The organism is Massilia phyllosphaerae, assembly GCF_034659755.1.
GTDB classification, from domain to species: Bacteria; Pseudomonadota; Gammaproteobacteria; order Burkholderiales; family Burkholderiaceae_D; genus Telluria; species Telluria phyllosphaerae.
Genome location: NZ_JAXSQX010000001.1, coordinates 1,276,736 through 1,292,350 on the forward strand (window position 1 = coordinate 1,276,736; position 15,615 = coordinate 1,292,350).

The 15,615-nt window shown below is 62.9% G+C and carries 13 protein-coding genes; 11 read left to right on the forward strand and 2 right to left on the reverse strand.

Features of this window, described 5'->3' with window-relative positions; translation table 11 throughout:
- Positions 1 to 6: 6 nt before the first annotated feature.
- Both U1H99_RS05645 and U1H99_RS05650 read left to right on the forward strand, forming a co-directional pair.
- Complete coding sequence (locus U1H99_RS05645; protein WP_323140755.1) at positions 7 to 1,248, forward strand: cystathionine gamma-synthase family protein; 1,242 nt, start codon at positions 7 to 9, stop codon at positions 1,246 to 1,248.
- Positions 1,249 to 1,356: 108 nt separating this feature from the next.
- Positions 1,357 to 2,082: a tetratricopeptide repeat protein gene (locus U1H99_RS05650; protein ID WP_323140756.1), complete on the forward strand. Its 726-nt coding sequence runs from the start codon at positions 1,357 to 1,359 to the stop codon at positions 2,080 to 2,082.
- Positions 2,083 to 2,273: 191 nt separating this feature from the next.
- On the opposite strand, the gene lexA is transcribed toward U1H99_RS05650, so the two are convergent.
- Complete coding sequence (lexA, locus tag U1H99_RS05655; RefSeq protein ID WP_323140757.1) at positions 2,274 to 2,927, reverse strand: transcriptional repressor LexA; 654 nt, start codon at positions 2,925 to 2,927, stop codon at positions 2,274 to 2,276.
- A gap of 223 nt (positions 2,928 to 3,150) precedes the next feature.
- Here lexA and rpsF point away from each other — a divergent pair, with 223 nt between their 5' ends.
- From rpsF to U1H99_RS05695, 8 genes are all read left to right on the forward strand, one after another.
- Complete coding sequence (rpsF, locus tag U1H99_RS05660; protein WP_036232978.1) at positions 3,151 to 3,534, forward strand: 30S ribosomal protein S6; 384 nt, start codon at positions 3,151 to 3,153, stop codon at positions 3,532 to 3,534.
- A 24-nt stretch (positions 3,535 to 3,558) separates the two neighbouring features.
- Positions 3,559 to 3,852 (forward strand): primosomal replication protein N, encoded by a 294-nt coding sequence (priB, locus tag U1H99_RS05665; protein WP_323140758.1) that lies wholly within the window; start codon positions 3,559 to 3,561, stop codon positions 3,850 to 3,852.
- Positions 3,853 to 3,894: 42 nt separating this feature from the next.
- A complete protein-coding gene (rpsR, locus tag U1H99_RS05670; RefSeq protein ID WP_036249492.1) occupies positions 3,895 to 4,185 on the forward strand; it encodes a 30S ribosomal protein S18 in 291 nt (96 codons plus the stop codon).
- A 41-nt stretch (positions 4,186 to 4,226) separates the two neighbouring features.
- On the forward strand, positions 4,227 to 4,679 hold the full coding sequence (rplI, locus tag U1H99_RS05675; RefSeq protein WP_323140759.1) for a 50S ribosomal protein L9: 453 nt from the start codon (positions 4,227 to 4,229) through the stop codon (positions 4,677 to 4,679).
- Between the two features lie 119 nt (positions 4,680 to 4,798).
- Entirely contained in the window at positions 4,799 to 6,184 is a 1,386-nt protein-coding gene (locus U1H99_RS05680) for a replicative DNA helicase (RefSeq protein WP_141833062.1), read from the forward strand.
- A gap of 133 nt (positions 6,185 to 6,317) precedes the next feature.
- The gene (locus tag U1H99_RS05685) at positions 6,318 to 6,944 is read left to right on the forward strand and encodes a DUF47 domain-containing protein (protein WP_141833064.1); all 627 of its coding nucleotides are present in this window, start codon (positions 6,318 to 6,320) and stop codon (positions 6,942 to 6,944) included.
- Between the two features lie 24 nt (positions 6,945 to 6,968).
- A complete protein-coding gene (locus U1H99_RS05690; protein WP_323140760.1) occupies positions 6,969 to 7,979 on the forward strand; it encodes an inorganic phosphate transporter in 1,011 nt (336 codons plus the stop codon).
- 229 nt (positions 7,980 to 8,208) lie between these two features.
- On the forward strand, positions 8,209 to 11,289 hold the full coding sequence (locus U1H99_RS05695) for an alpha-1,6-glucosidase domain-containing protein (RefSeq protein ID WP_323140761.1): 3,081 nt from the start codon (positions 8,209 to 8,211) through the stop codon (positions 11,287 to 11,289).
- A gap of 124 nt (positions 11,290 to 11,413) precedes the next feature.
- On the opposite strand, the gene U1H99_RS05700 is transcribed toward U1H99_RS05695, so the two are convergent.
- Complete coding sequence (locus U1H99_RS05700) at positions 11,414 to 11,644, reverse strand: hypothetical protein (protein ID WP_323140762.1); 231 nt, start codon at positions 11,642 to 11,644, stop codon at positions 11,414 to 11,416.
- Positions 11,645 to 12,319: 675 nt separating this feature from the next.
- On the opposite strand from U1H99_RS05700, the gene U1H99_RS05705 reads away from it, so the two are divergent.
- Positions 12,320 to 15,349, forward strand: coding sequence for a TonB-dependent receptor (locus tag U1H99_RS05705; protein WP_323140763.1), 3,030 nt, complete (start codon positions 12,320 to 12,322; stop codon positions 15,347 to 15,349).
- Positions 15,350 to 15,615 lie beyond the last annotated feature (266 nt).

The following is a 15,615-nucleotide window of genomic DNA, read 5'->3' on the forward strand; positions in this document are numbered from 1 at the left end:
ACGACCATGAGCGACAAGACTCCCTACGGCTTCACCACCACCATTCTCCACAACGACCGCCGCAAGCCGATCGAGCAGAACTCCCTGCACAAGCCGATCCATACCTCGGTCGCCTTCGGCTACACCGATGCGCGCCAGCTGGCTTCGGTCTTCCAGGGCAAGGAGCCGGGCTTCCGCTACGGCCGCCAGGGCAACCCGACCGTGTCGGCGCTGGAAGACAAGATCACGCAGATGGAAGACGGCGTCGCCACCCTGTGCTTCGGCACTGGCATGGCGGCGATCGGCGCCCTGGCCCAGGCGCTGCTGAAGGATGGCGACCATGTGGTGTCGTCCTCCTTCCTGTTCGGCAACACCAACAGCCTGTGGAACACCGTGGCGGGGCAGGGCACCGAGTTGTCTTTCGTGGACGCCACCGACGTCGCCAACGTCGAAGCCGCACTCCAGGAAAACACCCGCCTGGTATTCGTCGAGACCATCGCCAACCCGCGCACCCAGGTGGCCGACCTGGCCCGCATCGGCGAGCTGTGCCGCCAGCGCGGCATCTTGTATGTGGTCGACAACACCATGACCACGCCCTACCTGTTCCGTCCGAAGGCGGTCGGTGCCGGCCTGGTGGTGAATTCGCTGACCAAGTCGATCGGCGGCCACGGCATGGCGCTGGGCGGCGCCCTGACCGACACCGGCGTCTACGACTGGAGCGCCTACCCGAACATCGCCCCCAACTTCCGCAAGCTGGCCCCGCAGGCCCAGGGCATGGCCCAGCTGCGCGCCAAGTCGCTGCGCGACTTCGGCGCCTCGCTGGCGCCGGAAGCGGCGCACCACATCGCGGTCGGCGCCGAGACCCTGGCGCTGCGCATGGAGCGCACCTGCGGCAACGCGCTGGCGCTGGCGACCATGCTGGAAGCGGACGAGCGGGTCGCCGCCGTGCATTACCCGGGCCTGGCATCGCATCCGCAGCATGCGCGGACGAGCGAGTTGTTCCGCGCCTCGGGTTCGCTGTTCTCGTTCGAGCTGAAGGACGGCATCGACTGCTTCGACTACCTGAACCGCCTGCGCGTGGCGATCCCGGCAAGCAACCTGGGCGATACCCGCACGCTGGTGATTCCCGTGGCGCACACGATCTTCTTCGAGATGGGTGCGGAGCGCCGCGCCAGCATGGGCATCGCCGAGTCGCTGATCCGGGTATCGGTCGGCATCGAGGACACCGATGACCTGTTGCGCGATTTCGGCGACGCCTTGAACGGCTGAGCCGGTAAATTCCGGTAAATACCCCCTATGCCGCCGCGCTCTCCAGTTGAGCCGGCGGCACACTGGCGTTATGATCGTACATTGCTTTCCATTACGATCACGCCTGTCATGAAAACTCTCCTGTTTTGCGCTGCCTTGATGTGCAGTACCGCCGTCATAGCGGACGAGCTCGCCGACGCCGACGCCCTGTTCGCCAAGAAAGCCTATCCGCAGGCGCTGCAGAAGTACACCAAGCTGGCGAATGCCGGCAACGTGATGGCCCAGCAGCACCTGGGCGAGATGTATTTCTATGGCGAGGCGGGTCTCGAGGACATGGACAAGGCCGCCGAATGGTTCCGCAAGGCCGCGGCCAAGGGCAATGCGGTGGCGATCGCCACGCTCGAGCTGATGAAGCAGCGCGAGGCGCGCCGCGCCGACATCGATTACTGGATCGTCAAATACGATGGTTCCGACCTGCGCAGCGGCGACTACCGCTGTCCGGCGCCGCGCTTCCCGGCCATGTCCAAGGTCAACGACGACATCGACCGCTACAGCGCCAGGATGAAGGACTGGGAAACCTGCCACAACCGCTTCGTGAAATACCTGAACGCGTCGATGCCGCTGACCAAGCGCATCCCCGAAGACGTAAGCAAGCTGATGACGGCGAGCGAAACGGAAAAGGCGACCGCGCACCTGGACGAGGTCGGCAAGCGAGTGGCGGAAGACACCCAGGTCGGCGGCAAGCTGGTGGTGGCCGATTTCACGGCCTGGCGCAATGCCACCGAGGCGTACGTGAGCGAGCACAACGAGATGGTCAAGAACGCGCCGCCGCCGGAGCCGGCGGAGAATCGCTAGCCCAACAGAGCAAGGGTGCAGAGCAGGGGGCAGAGCCTGGTGTCGGTTTTGAGGGGCTCTGACCCCGGTGTTCAGCCACCAGCAAAAGAAAACGGCCTGCAAAAATGCAGGCCGTTTTATTTGCGGCTTCGGTCGAGGTTGCAGCTGAAACCGGGGGGGCAGAGCCCCAACAGAAACCGGGCTCTGATCCCTTAGTGCCAGGAACGCATCAAGCCAACCGCCAGCCCTTCGAGCGCGAACTCGTCGGTCTGCGGATCGACCGTGATCACCGAGAAGTCCGGGTTTTCCGGCAGCAGTTCGATGACGGTGCCGTTCTTGCGGTAGCGCTTGACGGTGACTTCTTCGCCGATGCGGGCGACCACGATCTGGCCGTTCTTGGCGCTGTCGACCTTCTTGACGGCCAGGATGTCGCCGTCGCAGATGCCGGCGTCGCGCATCGACCAGCCCTTGACCTTCAGCAGGAAGTCGGGCTTGGCCGAGAACATGGCCGGGTCGACCGCGTAATTGGCCTCGACGTGTTCCTGGGCCAGGATCGGCGAACCGGCGGCGACGCGGCCGACCAGCGGCAGCGACATCAGCAGGGCTGCCGGCACGTGCGGCATGGCGGCCGGCTCGGGCGTGGCCGGCGTGGTGGCGCCGAGCAGGCGGATGCCGCGCGAGGTGCCGGGAGAAATTTCGATCGCGCCCTTGCGCGCCAGGGCTTGCAGGTGTTCCTCGGCGGCGTTGGCCGAGCGGAAGCCAAGCTCTTGCGCGATTTCGGCGCGGGTCGGCGGGAAGCCGGTGTTGTCGATGGCTTCCTTGATCAGGTTAAGGATCTGTTCTTGCCTTGCAGTGAGCTTAAGCATGGGGTCAGTGAATCGTGGGTGCTGGGACAGACTGTATTTTTGTACAGTATTGCGCTGCACGCAAGGGGATTCGTGGATTTCGGCGATTTTTTTGTCACAAACCAGTGCATCACAAACCGATTGAGCGCTTGACGTTTTTCCGGTTATAATGTTGGGCTTTCCCTTCCCACACTCGTCTTGACGCCGAGGTGGGCATCTGTTTAACGTCCTCAAGGAGTAATGCATGCGTCATTATGAAATCGTGTTTATCGTCCACCCGGACCAAAGCGAGCAGGTCCCGGCGATGATCGAACGCTACAAGACCACGGTCACCTCGCGCGGCGGCAACATCCACCGCGTCGAAGATTGGGGCCGTCGTCAAATGGCATACCAGATCCAGAAACTGCCGAAGGCACACTACATCTGCATGAACATCGAGTGCGACAACGAGACCCTGGTCGAGCTGGAAACCGCATTCAAGTTCAACGATGCCGTGCTGCGTCACCTGACCGTGAAGATGAAGAAGGCTGAAACCGCGCCGTCGCCGATGATGAAGTCGGTCCAGCGCGAAGACGCAGCCAAGAGCCACCGCGCAGAGCAGGCAGCCGCTCCGGCCGCTGCAGCCTAAGCCACTGGCTTACGCGAACGGGTAGTGAACGAGCTGTCGCTGGTTGCCAGCATCCTCGAGCGCGATACCCTGCGTTACACCCCGGCCGGCATCCCGATCGTCGGCGCGACCTTGCAGCACCAGTCGCAGCAGACGGAAGCGGGGATTGCCAGGCAGGTCGAGTTCGAGATGACCGCGGTCGCCGCGGGTGAAATCTCGGGACGATTCGCCAACGCCGAACTGGGCGCAGTGCATCGCTTCACAGGATTTCTCGCCAGGAAGAGCCGTCACAGTAAAGCCCTGGTGTTTCACATCATTGATTTCAGTGCCGCCGAATAGTCGATCGACTAGCGAGCACGTTTTTAGATACAGGAGCCTCAAATGGCATTCGGTAAAAAGTTCGACAAAAACAAAGCCAAAGAAAAACTGAAGCGCAAACAGCAGAACCCGCTGTTCAAGCGCAAGAAGTTCTGCCGCTTCACCGCTGCAGGCGTGGAACAGGTTGACTACAAAGACGTCGACACCCTGAAGGATTTCGTCCAGGAAAACGGCAAGATCATGCCGGCTCGCCTGACCGGTACCAAGGCGCACTACCAGCGTCAAGTTGACACCGCGATCAAGCGCGCACGTTACCTGGCCCTGCTGCCGTACACCGACCTGCACAACGCTTAAGTCGCTACGGCAACGAGCACAAGTAAATACTGGAGAATAATATGCAAGTTATCCTGCTGGAAAAAGTCGTCAACGTCGGCAACCTGGGCGACGTCGTCAAGGTCAAGGACGGTTACGCACGTAACTTCCTGATCCCGCAAAAAATGGCCCGCCGTGCGACCACCTCGGCTGTCGCCGAGTTCGAAGTCAAGCGCGCCGAGCTGGAAAAAGCCGCTGCTGAAAAGCTGTCCGCTTCGCAAGCCCAAGGCGAAAAGCTGAACGGCATGACCGTCACCATCGCCCAGAAAGCCGGCGTCGACGGCCGTCTGTTCGGTTCCGTGACCAACTTCGACATCGCCGAAGCCCTGACCAAGCAAGGTTTCGCAGTCGAAAAAGCACAGGTTCGTCTGCCGACCGGTCCGCTGAAGACCACCGGCGAGCACCCGGTTGCTGTCGCTCTGCACACCGACGTGGTGGTCGACGTGACCATCGCCGTCGTGGGCGAAGCTGCATAATCGTTCTGTTGCAAGAATGAGAAAAAGCCGGGTTATCCCGGCTTTTTTTTTGTTCTTTTTACTAGAGGAAACTCACCAATCATTTCAGCGGTCGGTGGCAAACAGGTATAATGCCGCCCATGAATACCCCAGCAGACCCGCAAATCGAGTCGCTCCGCATTCCCCCGCATTCGATTGAAGCAGAACAGTCCGTGATCGGCGGCCTCCTGCGCGATAACGCGGCGTGGGACCGCATTGCCGACTTCATGCATGCGGAGGATTTCTACCGCTACGACCACCGGATCATCTTCGAACAGATGGTCCGCCTGATCAATTCCGGCAAACCCGCCGACGTGATCACCGTCTACGAATCGCTCGTCCAGCTCGGCAAGGCCGAGGACGTGGGCGGCCTGCAATACCTGAACGCGATGGCGCAAAATACGCCATCCGCTGCCAACATCCGCCGTTACGCCGAGATCGTGCGCGACCGCGGCGTGCTGCGCCAACTCATCACCGTGGCCGACGAAGTGTCGGGCAAGGCCTTCAATCCGCAGGGTGCCGAGGTCAAGCAGATCCTCGACGAAGCCGAATCACGCATTTTCGCGATTGCCGAGCAGGGCGCCCGCGGCGCCCAGGGCTGGCTGCCGGTGCAGCCGCTGCTGACCCAGGTGGTCGAGCGCATCGACGAACTCTACAGCCGCGAAAACCAGGGCGAGATCACCGGCGTGCCGACCGGCTTCATCGACCTCGACAAGATGACCTCCGGCCTGCAGCCGGGCGACCTGGTCATCGTGGCCGGCCGTCCGTCGATGGGCAAGACCGCGTTCTCGGTCAACATCGGCGAAGCCGTCGCGATCGAAGCCGGCCTGCCGGTGGCGATCTTCTCGATGGAGATGGGCGGCGCCCAGCTGGCGATGCGTATGCTCGGTTCGGTCGGCCAGCTCGACCAGCACCGCCTGCGTACCGGCAAGCTGAACGACGAAGACTGGCCGCGCCTGACGCATGCGATCCAGAAGATGAACGACGCCCAGGTCTTCATCGACGAGACGCCGGCGCTGAACCCGATCGAGATGCGCGCGCGTGCGCGCCGCCTGGCACGCCAGTGCGGCAAGCTCGGCCTGATCATCGTCGACTACCTGCAGCTGATGCAGGGCTCCAAGCCGGGCGACAACCGCGCTTCCGAGATTTCGGAAATCTCGCGTAGCCTGAAGGGCCTGGCCAAAGAACTCGGTTGCCCGGTGATCGCGCTGTCGCAGCTGAACCGCTCGCTGGAACAACGCCCGAACAAGCGTCCCGTCATGTCCGACCTGCGCGAATCGGGCGCTATCGAACAGGACGCCGACGTTATCATCTTCCTGTATCGTGACGAGGTCTACAACCCGGACTCGCCGGATAAAGGCACCGCCGAGATCATCATCGGCAAGCAGCGTAACGGTCCGATCGGGGCAATCCGCCTGACCTGGATGGGTATGTATACCAAGTTCGGCAATTACAGCGGCAATCTCAGTGTTTACCAGGGCGATTAACCGGGTAAGCAAGCGCCAATAACAATAGAAATAAAATAGATGCGGTGCGTGGTTTCCTCCCGGCGCGAGCTGGGCGGGAACCTTGCGCCGTGTCCCTCAAGAAGTCCCAAGAGATCTACCAACGGAGAATTACATGTTTGGACGCCTGATGCCCACGGAGGGCAAATTTTTTGACCTGTTCAACCAGCACGCCGCCTTGTGCGTAAAGGGTGCGCAGGAAATGGTCGGTTTGATGACCAACTTCGACGACCTCGAAAACCGCACCCATGCCGTGGAAAGCATCGAAAAACAGGCGGACAAGATTACCTACGCCACCGTCGACCTGCTGCACAAGACCTTCATCACCCCGCTCGACCGCGACGACATCCACAAGCTGATCACGCGCATGGACGACATCCTCGACATGATGGAGGACGCCGCGCAAACGATCTCGCTATACGACCTGCAGGCCGTGACCCCGGAAGCCAAGCGCCTGGCCGAGCTGTGCCTGGCCTGCTGCGAAAAGGTCCAGCAGGCCGTCGGCATGCTGCACAACATGGACAACGCCCAGAAGATGGTCGCGATCTGCGAAGAGATCGACCGCCTGGAATCGGACGCCGACCACGTGATGCGCGCCGCCATGTCCAAGCTGTTCCGCGACGAGCCGGACGTGCGCAACCTGATCAAGATGAAGGCGATCTACGAGATCCTCGAGACCGTCACCGACCGCTGCGAAGACGTTGCCAACATCATCGAAGGCATCATCGTCGAGAACGCGTAACGCGACGAGAACAAGAATAAATCCATGGATCATCTTCATATCAGCATTTATGTGCTGGGCCTGCTCGTCCTTTTAGCGCTGGTCTTCGACTTCATGAACGGTTTCCACGATGCCGCCAACGCGATCGCGACGGTGGTATCGACCGGGGTCCTGAAACCCCAGACCGCGGTGGCCATGTCGGCACTGTTCAACTTCGTCGCCATCTTCACCGTCGGCGTGCACGTGGCGGCAACGGTCGGCAAGGGCACCATCGACGCCAATATCGTCGACCAGTACGTGATCTTCGGGGCGCTGGTGGGCGCCATCATCTGGAACATCATCACCTGGTACTACGGGATCCCTTCCTCGTCCTCGCACGCCCTGATCGGCGGCCTGGTGGGCGCGGCCGTGGCCAAGAGCGGCACCGGCGCGCTGGTCGGCGGCGGCCTGCTGAAGACCGTGCAGTGGATCATCCTGTCGCCGCTGCTGGGCTTCATTCTCGGTTCGATCGTGATGCTGGCCGTGTCCTGGATCTTCGTGCGCACCCCGCCGCGCAAGGTCGACACCTGGTTCCGCCGCCTGCAGCTGGTGTCCGCCGCCGCCTACAGCCTGGGCCATGGCGGCAACGACGCGCAGAAGACCATCGGCATCATCTGGATGCTGCTGATCTTCGCCGGCGCCTCGCAGGCGGGCGCATCGGAGCCGCCGCTGTGGGTCATCATCTCGTGCTACACCGCGATCAGCATGGGCACCTTGTTCGGCGGCTGGCGCATCGTGCGCACGATGGGCCAGAAGATCACCAAGCTGAAGCCGGTCGGCGGCTTCTGCGCCGAGTCGGGCGGTGCCATCACCCTGTTCCTGGCCAGCGCGATCGGTGTGCCGGTCTCGACCACTCACACCATCACCGGCGCGATCGTCGGCGTCGGTTCGGCGCAGAAGGCGTCGGCGGTGCGCTGGGGCGTGGCGGGCAATATCGTGTGGGCGTGGATCTTTACCATCCCGGCCTCGGCCTTCATGGCGGCCATCGCCTGGTGGATCGGTACCCACATTCTCTGAGCCACGCACCGCGGGCAATGCAAGGCAGGGTCATCGACCCTGCTTTTTTTTCGTCCATCGGCTGTGAGTGGTAAAACAACCACAAGCCCGGCGAACTGTTGTCTCCGATGCATTTATCATCGCATTAGTAGTAATATTACATGCGGCTGATTGCCGACATCGTCTTTTCCCTCTGCGGAAAAGCTCATATAAGAATGAAAACGGAGACAACATGTTAAGCAGAAGTAGTTTGACTTCATGGTCATGCCTTGTCGCGGCCACCTTCGCCCTGAGCGGGTGCGGTGCCGGTGACCCGGCCGGGCAGGGCAGCGCATCCGGCTCGCGCCAACTGGCGGTGACCGCCAGCGCGACCGCCGACGCCCCGGCCGTGGCGCCCGCCACCATCCGCATGCACTATCACCGCATCCAGGGCGACACATCCCAGTGGGGTGTGTATTCCTGGGATGGCCCGCGCACGCCGAGCGCGGCCTGGATCACCGACCGCTTCATGTTCAGCAATACCGACAGCTTCGGCGGCTGGGTCGATATCCCGCTGGCAGCCGGCAAGACCGGGATCTCGTTCCTGGTGACCGACGGCAACGGCAACAAGAGCTGCACCAGCGACCAGTACGCTGCCCTGAATGCCGACATCGCCACCCGTGGCCAGGAAATCTGGATGCAGGAAGGCGATTGCACGATCTATGCGGCGCCACCGGTACTGAATCTCGGCAACCTGGCCGGCGCCACTGCCCACTGGCTGACCGCCACCACCTTCGCCTGGCCGGGCGTGCCCTCGGGCGGCAGCTATAAACTGTTCTACGCCGCCAACGGCGGACTGGCCTTCACGTCGGACGGCCCTGCCGGCTTCGACGGCAGCTTCGACCTGAGCCTGGCCGCGCTGCCGGACGCGCTGCGCGCCAAGTATCCGCACCTGGCCGGCGCGACCGGCCTGCGCCTGGCGGACAAGGATGCCGCCCGCATGGCCGAGCTGGCCAGCGGCCAGTTCGCCATCGCCCAGTACGACGCCGCCGGCAAGCTGGTGCAGGCGACCTCGTTGCAGATGGCCGGCATGCTCGACGAGGTGTTCGCCGCCGGCGCCGCGCAGGCCCAGCTGGGCCTCAGCTTCAAGCGCGGCATGGCGACCTTCCGCGTGTGGGCGCCGACCGCGAAGTCGGTCAGCCTGAACGTGTACGGCGGCGCCGATGCCACCGCCGCTTCCGCCTTCCCGATGACGCGCGACGCCAGCGGCGTGTGGAGCTACTCGGCACCGAGCGGCAAATGGGTCAACCGCGCCTACTACACCTACACCGTCAACGTGCTGTCGCGCTGGGCCGGCAACAAGGTGGTGGCCAACACCGTGACCGACCCGTATTCGGTGAGCCTGAGCGCCAACAGCGCGCGCAGCTTCATGGCCGATCTCGACAGCCCGCAGATGAAACCGGCCGGCTGGGATGCCGACCGCTCGCCGCTGCTGGCCGACCCGGCCGACATCGCGCTGTACGAACTGCATGTGCGCGACTTCTCCGCCAGCGACGAATCGGTGCCGGCGACGCACCGCGGCAAGTACCTGGCCTTCACGGACGGCGGTTCGACCGGCATGCGCCACCTGAAGTCGCTGGCCAAGGCCGGCATGACCCACGTGCACCTACTGCCGAGCTTCGATTTCGCCAGCGTTAACGAGGCCGGCTGCAGCACGCCGTCGATTCCGTCAGGGGCGCCGGATGGCACGACCCAGCAGGCGGCGGTGGCGGCCAGCCAGGACAGCGACTGCTTCAACTGGGGCTACGACCCGGTCCACTACAACGCGCCGGAAGGCAGCTATTCCAGCGACGCCAACGACGGCGCCGTGCGCGTGCGCGAGTTCCGCGCCATGGTGCAGGCGCTGCATGACAGCAACCTGCGGGTGACGATGGACGTGGTCTACAACCACACCAGCCAGGCAATGCAGGGCAACCTGTCGGTGCTCGACCGCATCGTGCCCGCTTATTACTACCGCCTGAATGCCGGCGGTGGCATCCTGGGCGACAGCTGCTGCTCGGACACCGCGCAGGAAAACACCATGATGGGCAAGTTGATCATCGATTCGGTATCGCTGTGGGCGACCCAGTACAAGGTCGACAGCTTCCGCTTCGACATCATGGGCCTCACGCCGCTCGACCTGATCAAGCGCCTGCAGGCGGACGTCAACAAGGCGGCCGGCCGCGACATCTACCTGTACGGCGAAGCCTGGAACACCGGCGCCGTCGCCAACGACGTGCGCTTCCCGGTGGCGCGCCAGGCCAACCTGTACGGCACCGGCATCGGCTCGTTCAACGACCGCATGCGCGACACGATGCACGGCGGCGGCTGCTGCGACAACGGCAGCGCCCTGATCAGCCAGCAGGGCTTCCTCAACGGCGTGTACACCGATCCCAACGCGCAGGCGAACCAGACCCGCGACGATGCCTTGCGCCTGGCCGACCTGGCGCGCGTGACCCTGGCCGGTACCCTGCGCGACTACCGCTTCACCGACCGCACCGGCACCGATCGCACCAATGCCGAGATCGATTACTTCGGCCAGCGCGCCGGCTTCACGGCCAAGCCGTCGGAGATCATCAACTACGTCGAGGCGCACGACGGCCAGACCCTGTTCGACATCAACGCGATGCGCCTGCCGCAATCGACCTCGCTGGCCGACCGCGTGCGCATGCAGAGCCTGGGTGCGGCGATCGTGCTGCTGTCCCAGGGCATTCCGTTCACCCACGCCGGCCAGGAAATCCTGCGCTCCAAGTCGCTCCAGCGCGATACCTACAACGCCGGCGACTGGTTCAACCGCCTGGACTACAGCTACCAGACCAACAACTTCGGCGTCGGCCTGCCGCTGGCGGGCAACGAGCAGTCGAACTGGAGCCTGATGCAGCCGGTGCTGGCCAACCCGCTGATCAAGCCGGATACCCGCGCGATCGTGCAGGCGCGCGACGTGTATGAGAATTTCCTGGCGATCCGCAAGGACAGCACGCTGTTCCGCATGCGCACCGCCCAGGACGTGATCGAGCGCCTCAAGTTCCACAACGTCGGTCCGGACCAGGTGCCGGGACTGGTGGTGATGAGTCTGGATGGCGCGTCGCCGCGCCCTTACCAGGGCGCCGGCTATGCGCGCGTGGTCGTGCTGTTCAACGTCGACAAGGTAGCGAAGCGCTTTGCGATCCCGGAACTCAAAGGGAAAGCACTGGCCCTGCACGGGATCCAGCAGCGCGGCAGCGACGAGGTGGTCAAGACCTCGGCCTACGACCAGGCCAGCGGCAGCTTCAGCGTGCCGGCGCGCACCGTGGCGGTGTTCGTGCAGCAGTAAGGAGAACGCGCCCGTTGACCCGTTCCAGCGTGGCGATGTAAGAAGGCGGCGGGCGGTCCTGCGGACTGCCCGCCGCCTTGGCAGGAAAACGGCGTGGAAAAGGGCGCGCGCAGCGGGCGCCGGATCAGCGCGTCGGCAGGTTGATGCTGCCGTTGTTCATCTGGCGTTCGTTTTCCAGCGCCTGCTTGTCGAGCATGGTGTTGTCGTTCGTGCCCGACTTCTTCTTGATGTAGGAACCGAGCGGCGCCTCGCCGCGCGACGCCACGGTGTCCCGTCCGGTAGTCGGATTGTCGGTGCTGGCGCAGCCGCAGAGCAGGATGGCGCCGGCCAGGGCCGCCAAGGTCATACCTTTCATGTGCATCTCTCCCAGAGTGATTGACGAGGTTCGGCAACTGCGCACGCTGAGCCATCCAGCCGGCGTAGTGCATTCTTGCAATGATAACCAGTTTTGCTGACCATGTTTTACAAAAATTTGCTTTATTGCATCTGTATGACATATAAGCAACATGGGAAGCGACCATCCCTGTGTTTTGCGAACCTTGACACGCTGGTCCTGAAACTCATGTCAAGTTAATTTTGAAAGTGTGCTTTATGCACAACAGCAAGCGGTCTGTTACAAAAATAACTTTTTGCCGTTTGGCAAAGCAAAAGACGCTGCGAAGCCGACGCGTCCAGGCCATCATTGAAATGCACGAAGTCATTGATTTATTTGTGAAATCGATTTCACCAGCTGCGTGATTTGCTGTGTCTTGGTGCAATGTTAGGCGCTAACATAGGCATTTTTTATCCTGCCTGCATGGTTTTCGGGCGTTTCGCGCCCTGAAATCGATCACATGTTCGATTGACCAATCAGTTTTAATTTTCTAACCTCCTCAACATTACGTTCGAACAATACGAGCGGTCCCGCGACGACGACAGCACCAGCAGCGTGTGCAGCAGACGGGACAGGTGAGTTCGCAGTACCACCACGCGGCGGGTTTGCAAGCCGTCAGGCGCCACCACCGCATTCAGAGACGAGAGAGGAGACACCGTGTCTATCATCAAGAAGGGGGCACCCCTTTATCCGCATACCAGGCATCGCCTGATCAGCCTGGCCGTTGCCAGCGCCTGCGCCGCGCTGGCCGTGCCAAGCTTTGCACAGGACCAGAGCGGCAGCCCGGAGGGTGTGGCAGCCGTCCCGGCGGCAAGCTCGGGCACGCCGCCGGCGCCGACCACCAATGTCGTGAAAGTGACCGGCATCCGCGCCAGCCTGCAGTCGACCCTGAACCTGAAGCGCAATTCCGACGGTATCGTCGACGGCATCGTCGCCGACGACATCGGCAAGTTCCCGGATACCAACCTGGCCGAATCGCTGCAGCGTATTTCCGGCGTGTCGATCGACCGCAACCGCGGCGAGGGCGCCAACGTGACCGTGCGCGGCGTCGGTCCCGACCTCAACATGGTCCTGCTGAACGGCCGCCAGATGCCGACCGCCAGCCTCGGCGACCAGGCCGGCCGCGCCTTCGACTTCAGCAACCTGGCCTCGGAATCGGTGTCGCAGATCCAGGTCTACAAGAGCGCGCGCGCCGACACCCCGCCGGGCGGCATCGGCGCCACCATCAACATCATGACCGCACGTCCTTTCGACCTGGGCAAGACCGCCAGCGTCGGCGTCAAGGGCGTGTACGACACCTCGAACAACAACCTGCCTGGCGCAGACAAGGCCAAGAGCTCGTGGACGCCGGAAGTCTCGGGCATCTACAGCACGATCTTCGGCAACGGCATGTTCGGCCTCGCGGTCAGCGGCAGCTACCAGGAACGCAACCTGGGCGTGAACCAGGCCGCCGTGACCAACGGCTGGCTCGGCCCGTTCAAGATGGGCGATACCGGCAGCGGCGCCATTCCGCAGCCGGGCACGCCGGGTTATGCCAACGTCACCAATCCGCCGGGTGCCAACGACATCTACCTGACCCCGCAGAACATCTCCTACTTCATGCGCGGCTCGCAGCGCCAGCGTACCAACGGCCAGCTGACCCTGCAGTTCCGTCCGAACAAGGACCTGACCACGACGCTGGACTACACCTATTCGCAGAACAAGATCCAGACCAAGTACCACGAGCTGTCGGCCTGGTTCAACCATGACACCAACGTCCAGTCGAGCGTCTTCACCAAGGGCCCGGTGGCGACCCCGGTGTACTACGAAGAGCGCGTCCAGAACCAGGACATCGCGATGAACGGCGGCGACTTCGCCACCGTCACCAACAACAACTCGATCGGCTTCAACACCCAGTGGCGCGCGACGCCGAACCTGCGCCTGAACTTCGACGCCCACCACTCGACCGCCGAAGCCAAGAAGGACAGCCCGTTCGGCTCGAACAACGACCTGGCCACGGTCAGCTTCAGCCGCGGTACCTCGGCGCTCGACTTCAGCCAGGAAATGCCGGTGCTGTCGATCCAGGGCGCCGACTTCGTGCGCGCACCGCACCAGGTCAGCGGTTCCTGGTTCCAGGACGGCATCAACAAGATGAAGATCGACCAGGTCCAGGCCGGCGGCAACCTGAAGCTGCTGGAAGCCTCGAACCTGAACTTCGGCCTGGGCTACACCAAGGTCGACAACCATTCGAAATTCCAGCAGGTACAGCGCGATACCTGGACCGGCACCGCCACCGCCGCCAACGGCGGCTACGACCAGAACCTGTGGCAGGCGGACACGCTGCGCCAGTACTTCAGCAAGCTGGACGGTTCCGGCAATCCGAACCTGTTCAACCAGATCCATACCTTCAACTTCTCTGACGTGCGCAATGCCGCCATCGCCCTGACCGGCGACCGTGCCGGCTACACTCCGAGCCTGGACAACCCGGCCTTCGACCGCACCACGCTCGAGAAGACCAAGTCGCTGTACCTGCAGTTCAATACCGAGTGGGATACCGCGATGCCGATGCACACCGGCGTCGGTTTCCGCTACGAGAAGACCGACGTCACCTCGACCGGCCTGCTCAAGGTACCGACCCAGCTGAACTGGATCTCGCAGAACGAGCTGCCGTTGGTGTTCGGCTCGACGACCTACCAGACCCTGAACGGCAGCTACAACAACTTCCTGCCGACCGTGGACTGGGACATGGACGTGCGTCCGGACCTGAAGGTGCGCGCCAGCTACGGCATGACCATCGGCCGTCCGCGCTATGACCAGATCGAGGGCGGCACCAGCTTCGGCACCACCGCCACCGTGCGCGGCGTGACCGCCAACCGCGGCAACCCGGCGCTGGAACCGGTCAAGTCGAAGAACCTCGACCTGTCGGCCGAGTGGTACTACACCAAGCAGAGCATGGTGTCGCTGGGCCTGTTCCACAAGGCCCTGGAGAATTACGCCGGCCAGGTCGTGGTCAACGAGCCGTCGACCACCGCCACCACCCCGGTCGGCGGCGCCTACTGGAACGCGGCGCTGGCATCCGGCTGCGTGGCGACCGATACCACCTGCATGCGCAATTACATCCTGCGTAACTTCAACGGCCGCCCTGGCGTGACCTATACCGGCAACAACCCGGCCGGCAACGCCCTCGGCACTATCTCCGGCATCGCCGGCGATCCGGCCCTGCCTTACCTGATCACCAGCTACGTCAACGAGAAGAAGGCCTCGCTGAAGGGTGCGGAGATCAACTGGCAGCACTTCCTGAGCAACGGTCTCGGCATCCAGGCCAACTACACCTACGTGAAGTCGGACCTGGCCTTCGACAACAGCGGTACCGGCAACCAGTTCGCACTGGTCGGCCTGTCGAATTCGGCCAACCTGGTGGGTATCTACGAGGACGAGAACTGGTCGGTGCGCGCGGCCTACAACTGGCGCGGCGAGTTCCTGCTGTCGCCGACCAACAATGGCCAGCCGAATCCGACCTACGTCGAGCCCTTCGGCCAGGTCGACCTCAGCGTCGGCTTCAACTACACCAAGAACCTGAGCTTCTCGTTCGAGGCGATCAACCTGTTCAACGAGAACCAGCGTACCCACGGCCGTACCAAGGAGCAGGTGCTGACCATCACCACCGGCGGTCCGCGCTACATGCTGGGGGCACGCTACAAGTTCTGACGTTCCGGCTCCTCCAGACAGGTGCTGCCCAGCGGCACCTCTTCCGGCTTGCCGCCGCGCGATGTTCGCGCTGCGGCTTTTTTACGTCCGTCATGTAGCAACATACGATGACCCGTGGCCTCGGCACGTCGTCCCGCGCCCTCGGCACGTCATCCCCGCGTAGGCGGGGATCCAAGTTGCACGCGTTTCGCTATCTCATGCAACTTGGATTCCCGCCTACGCGGGAATGACGCGTTAACGGTATAAAAAAAGCCTGCGTACCTTCC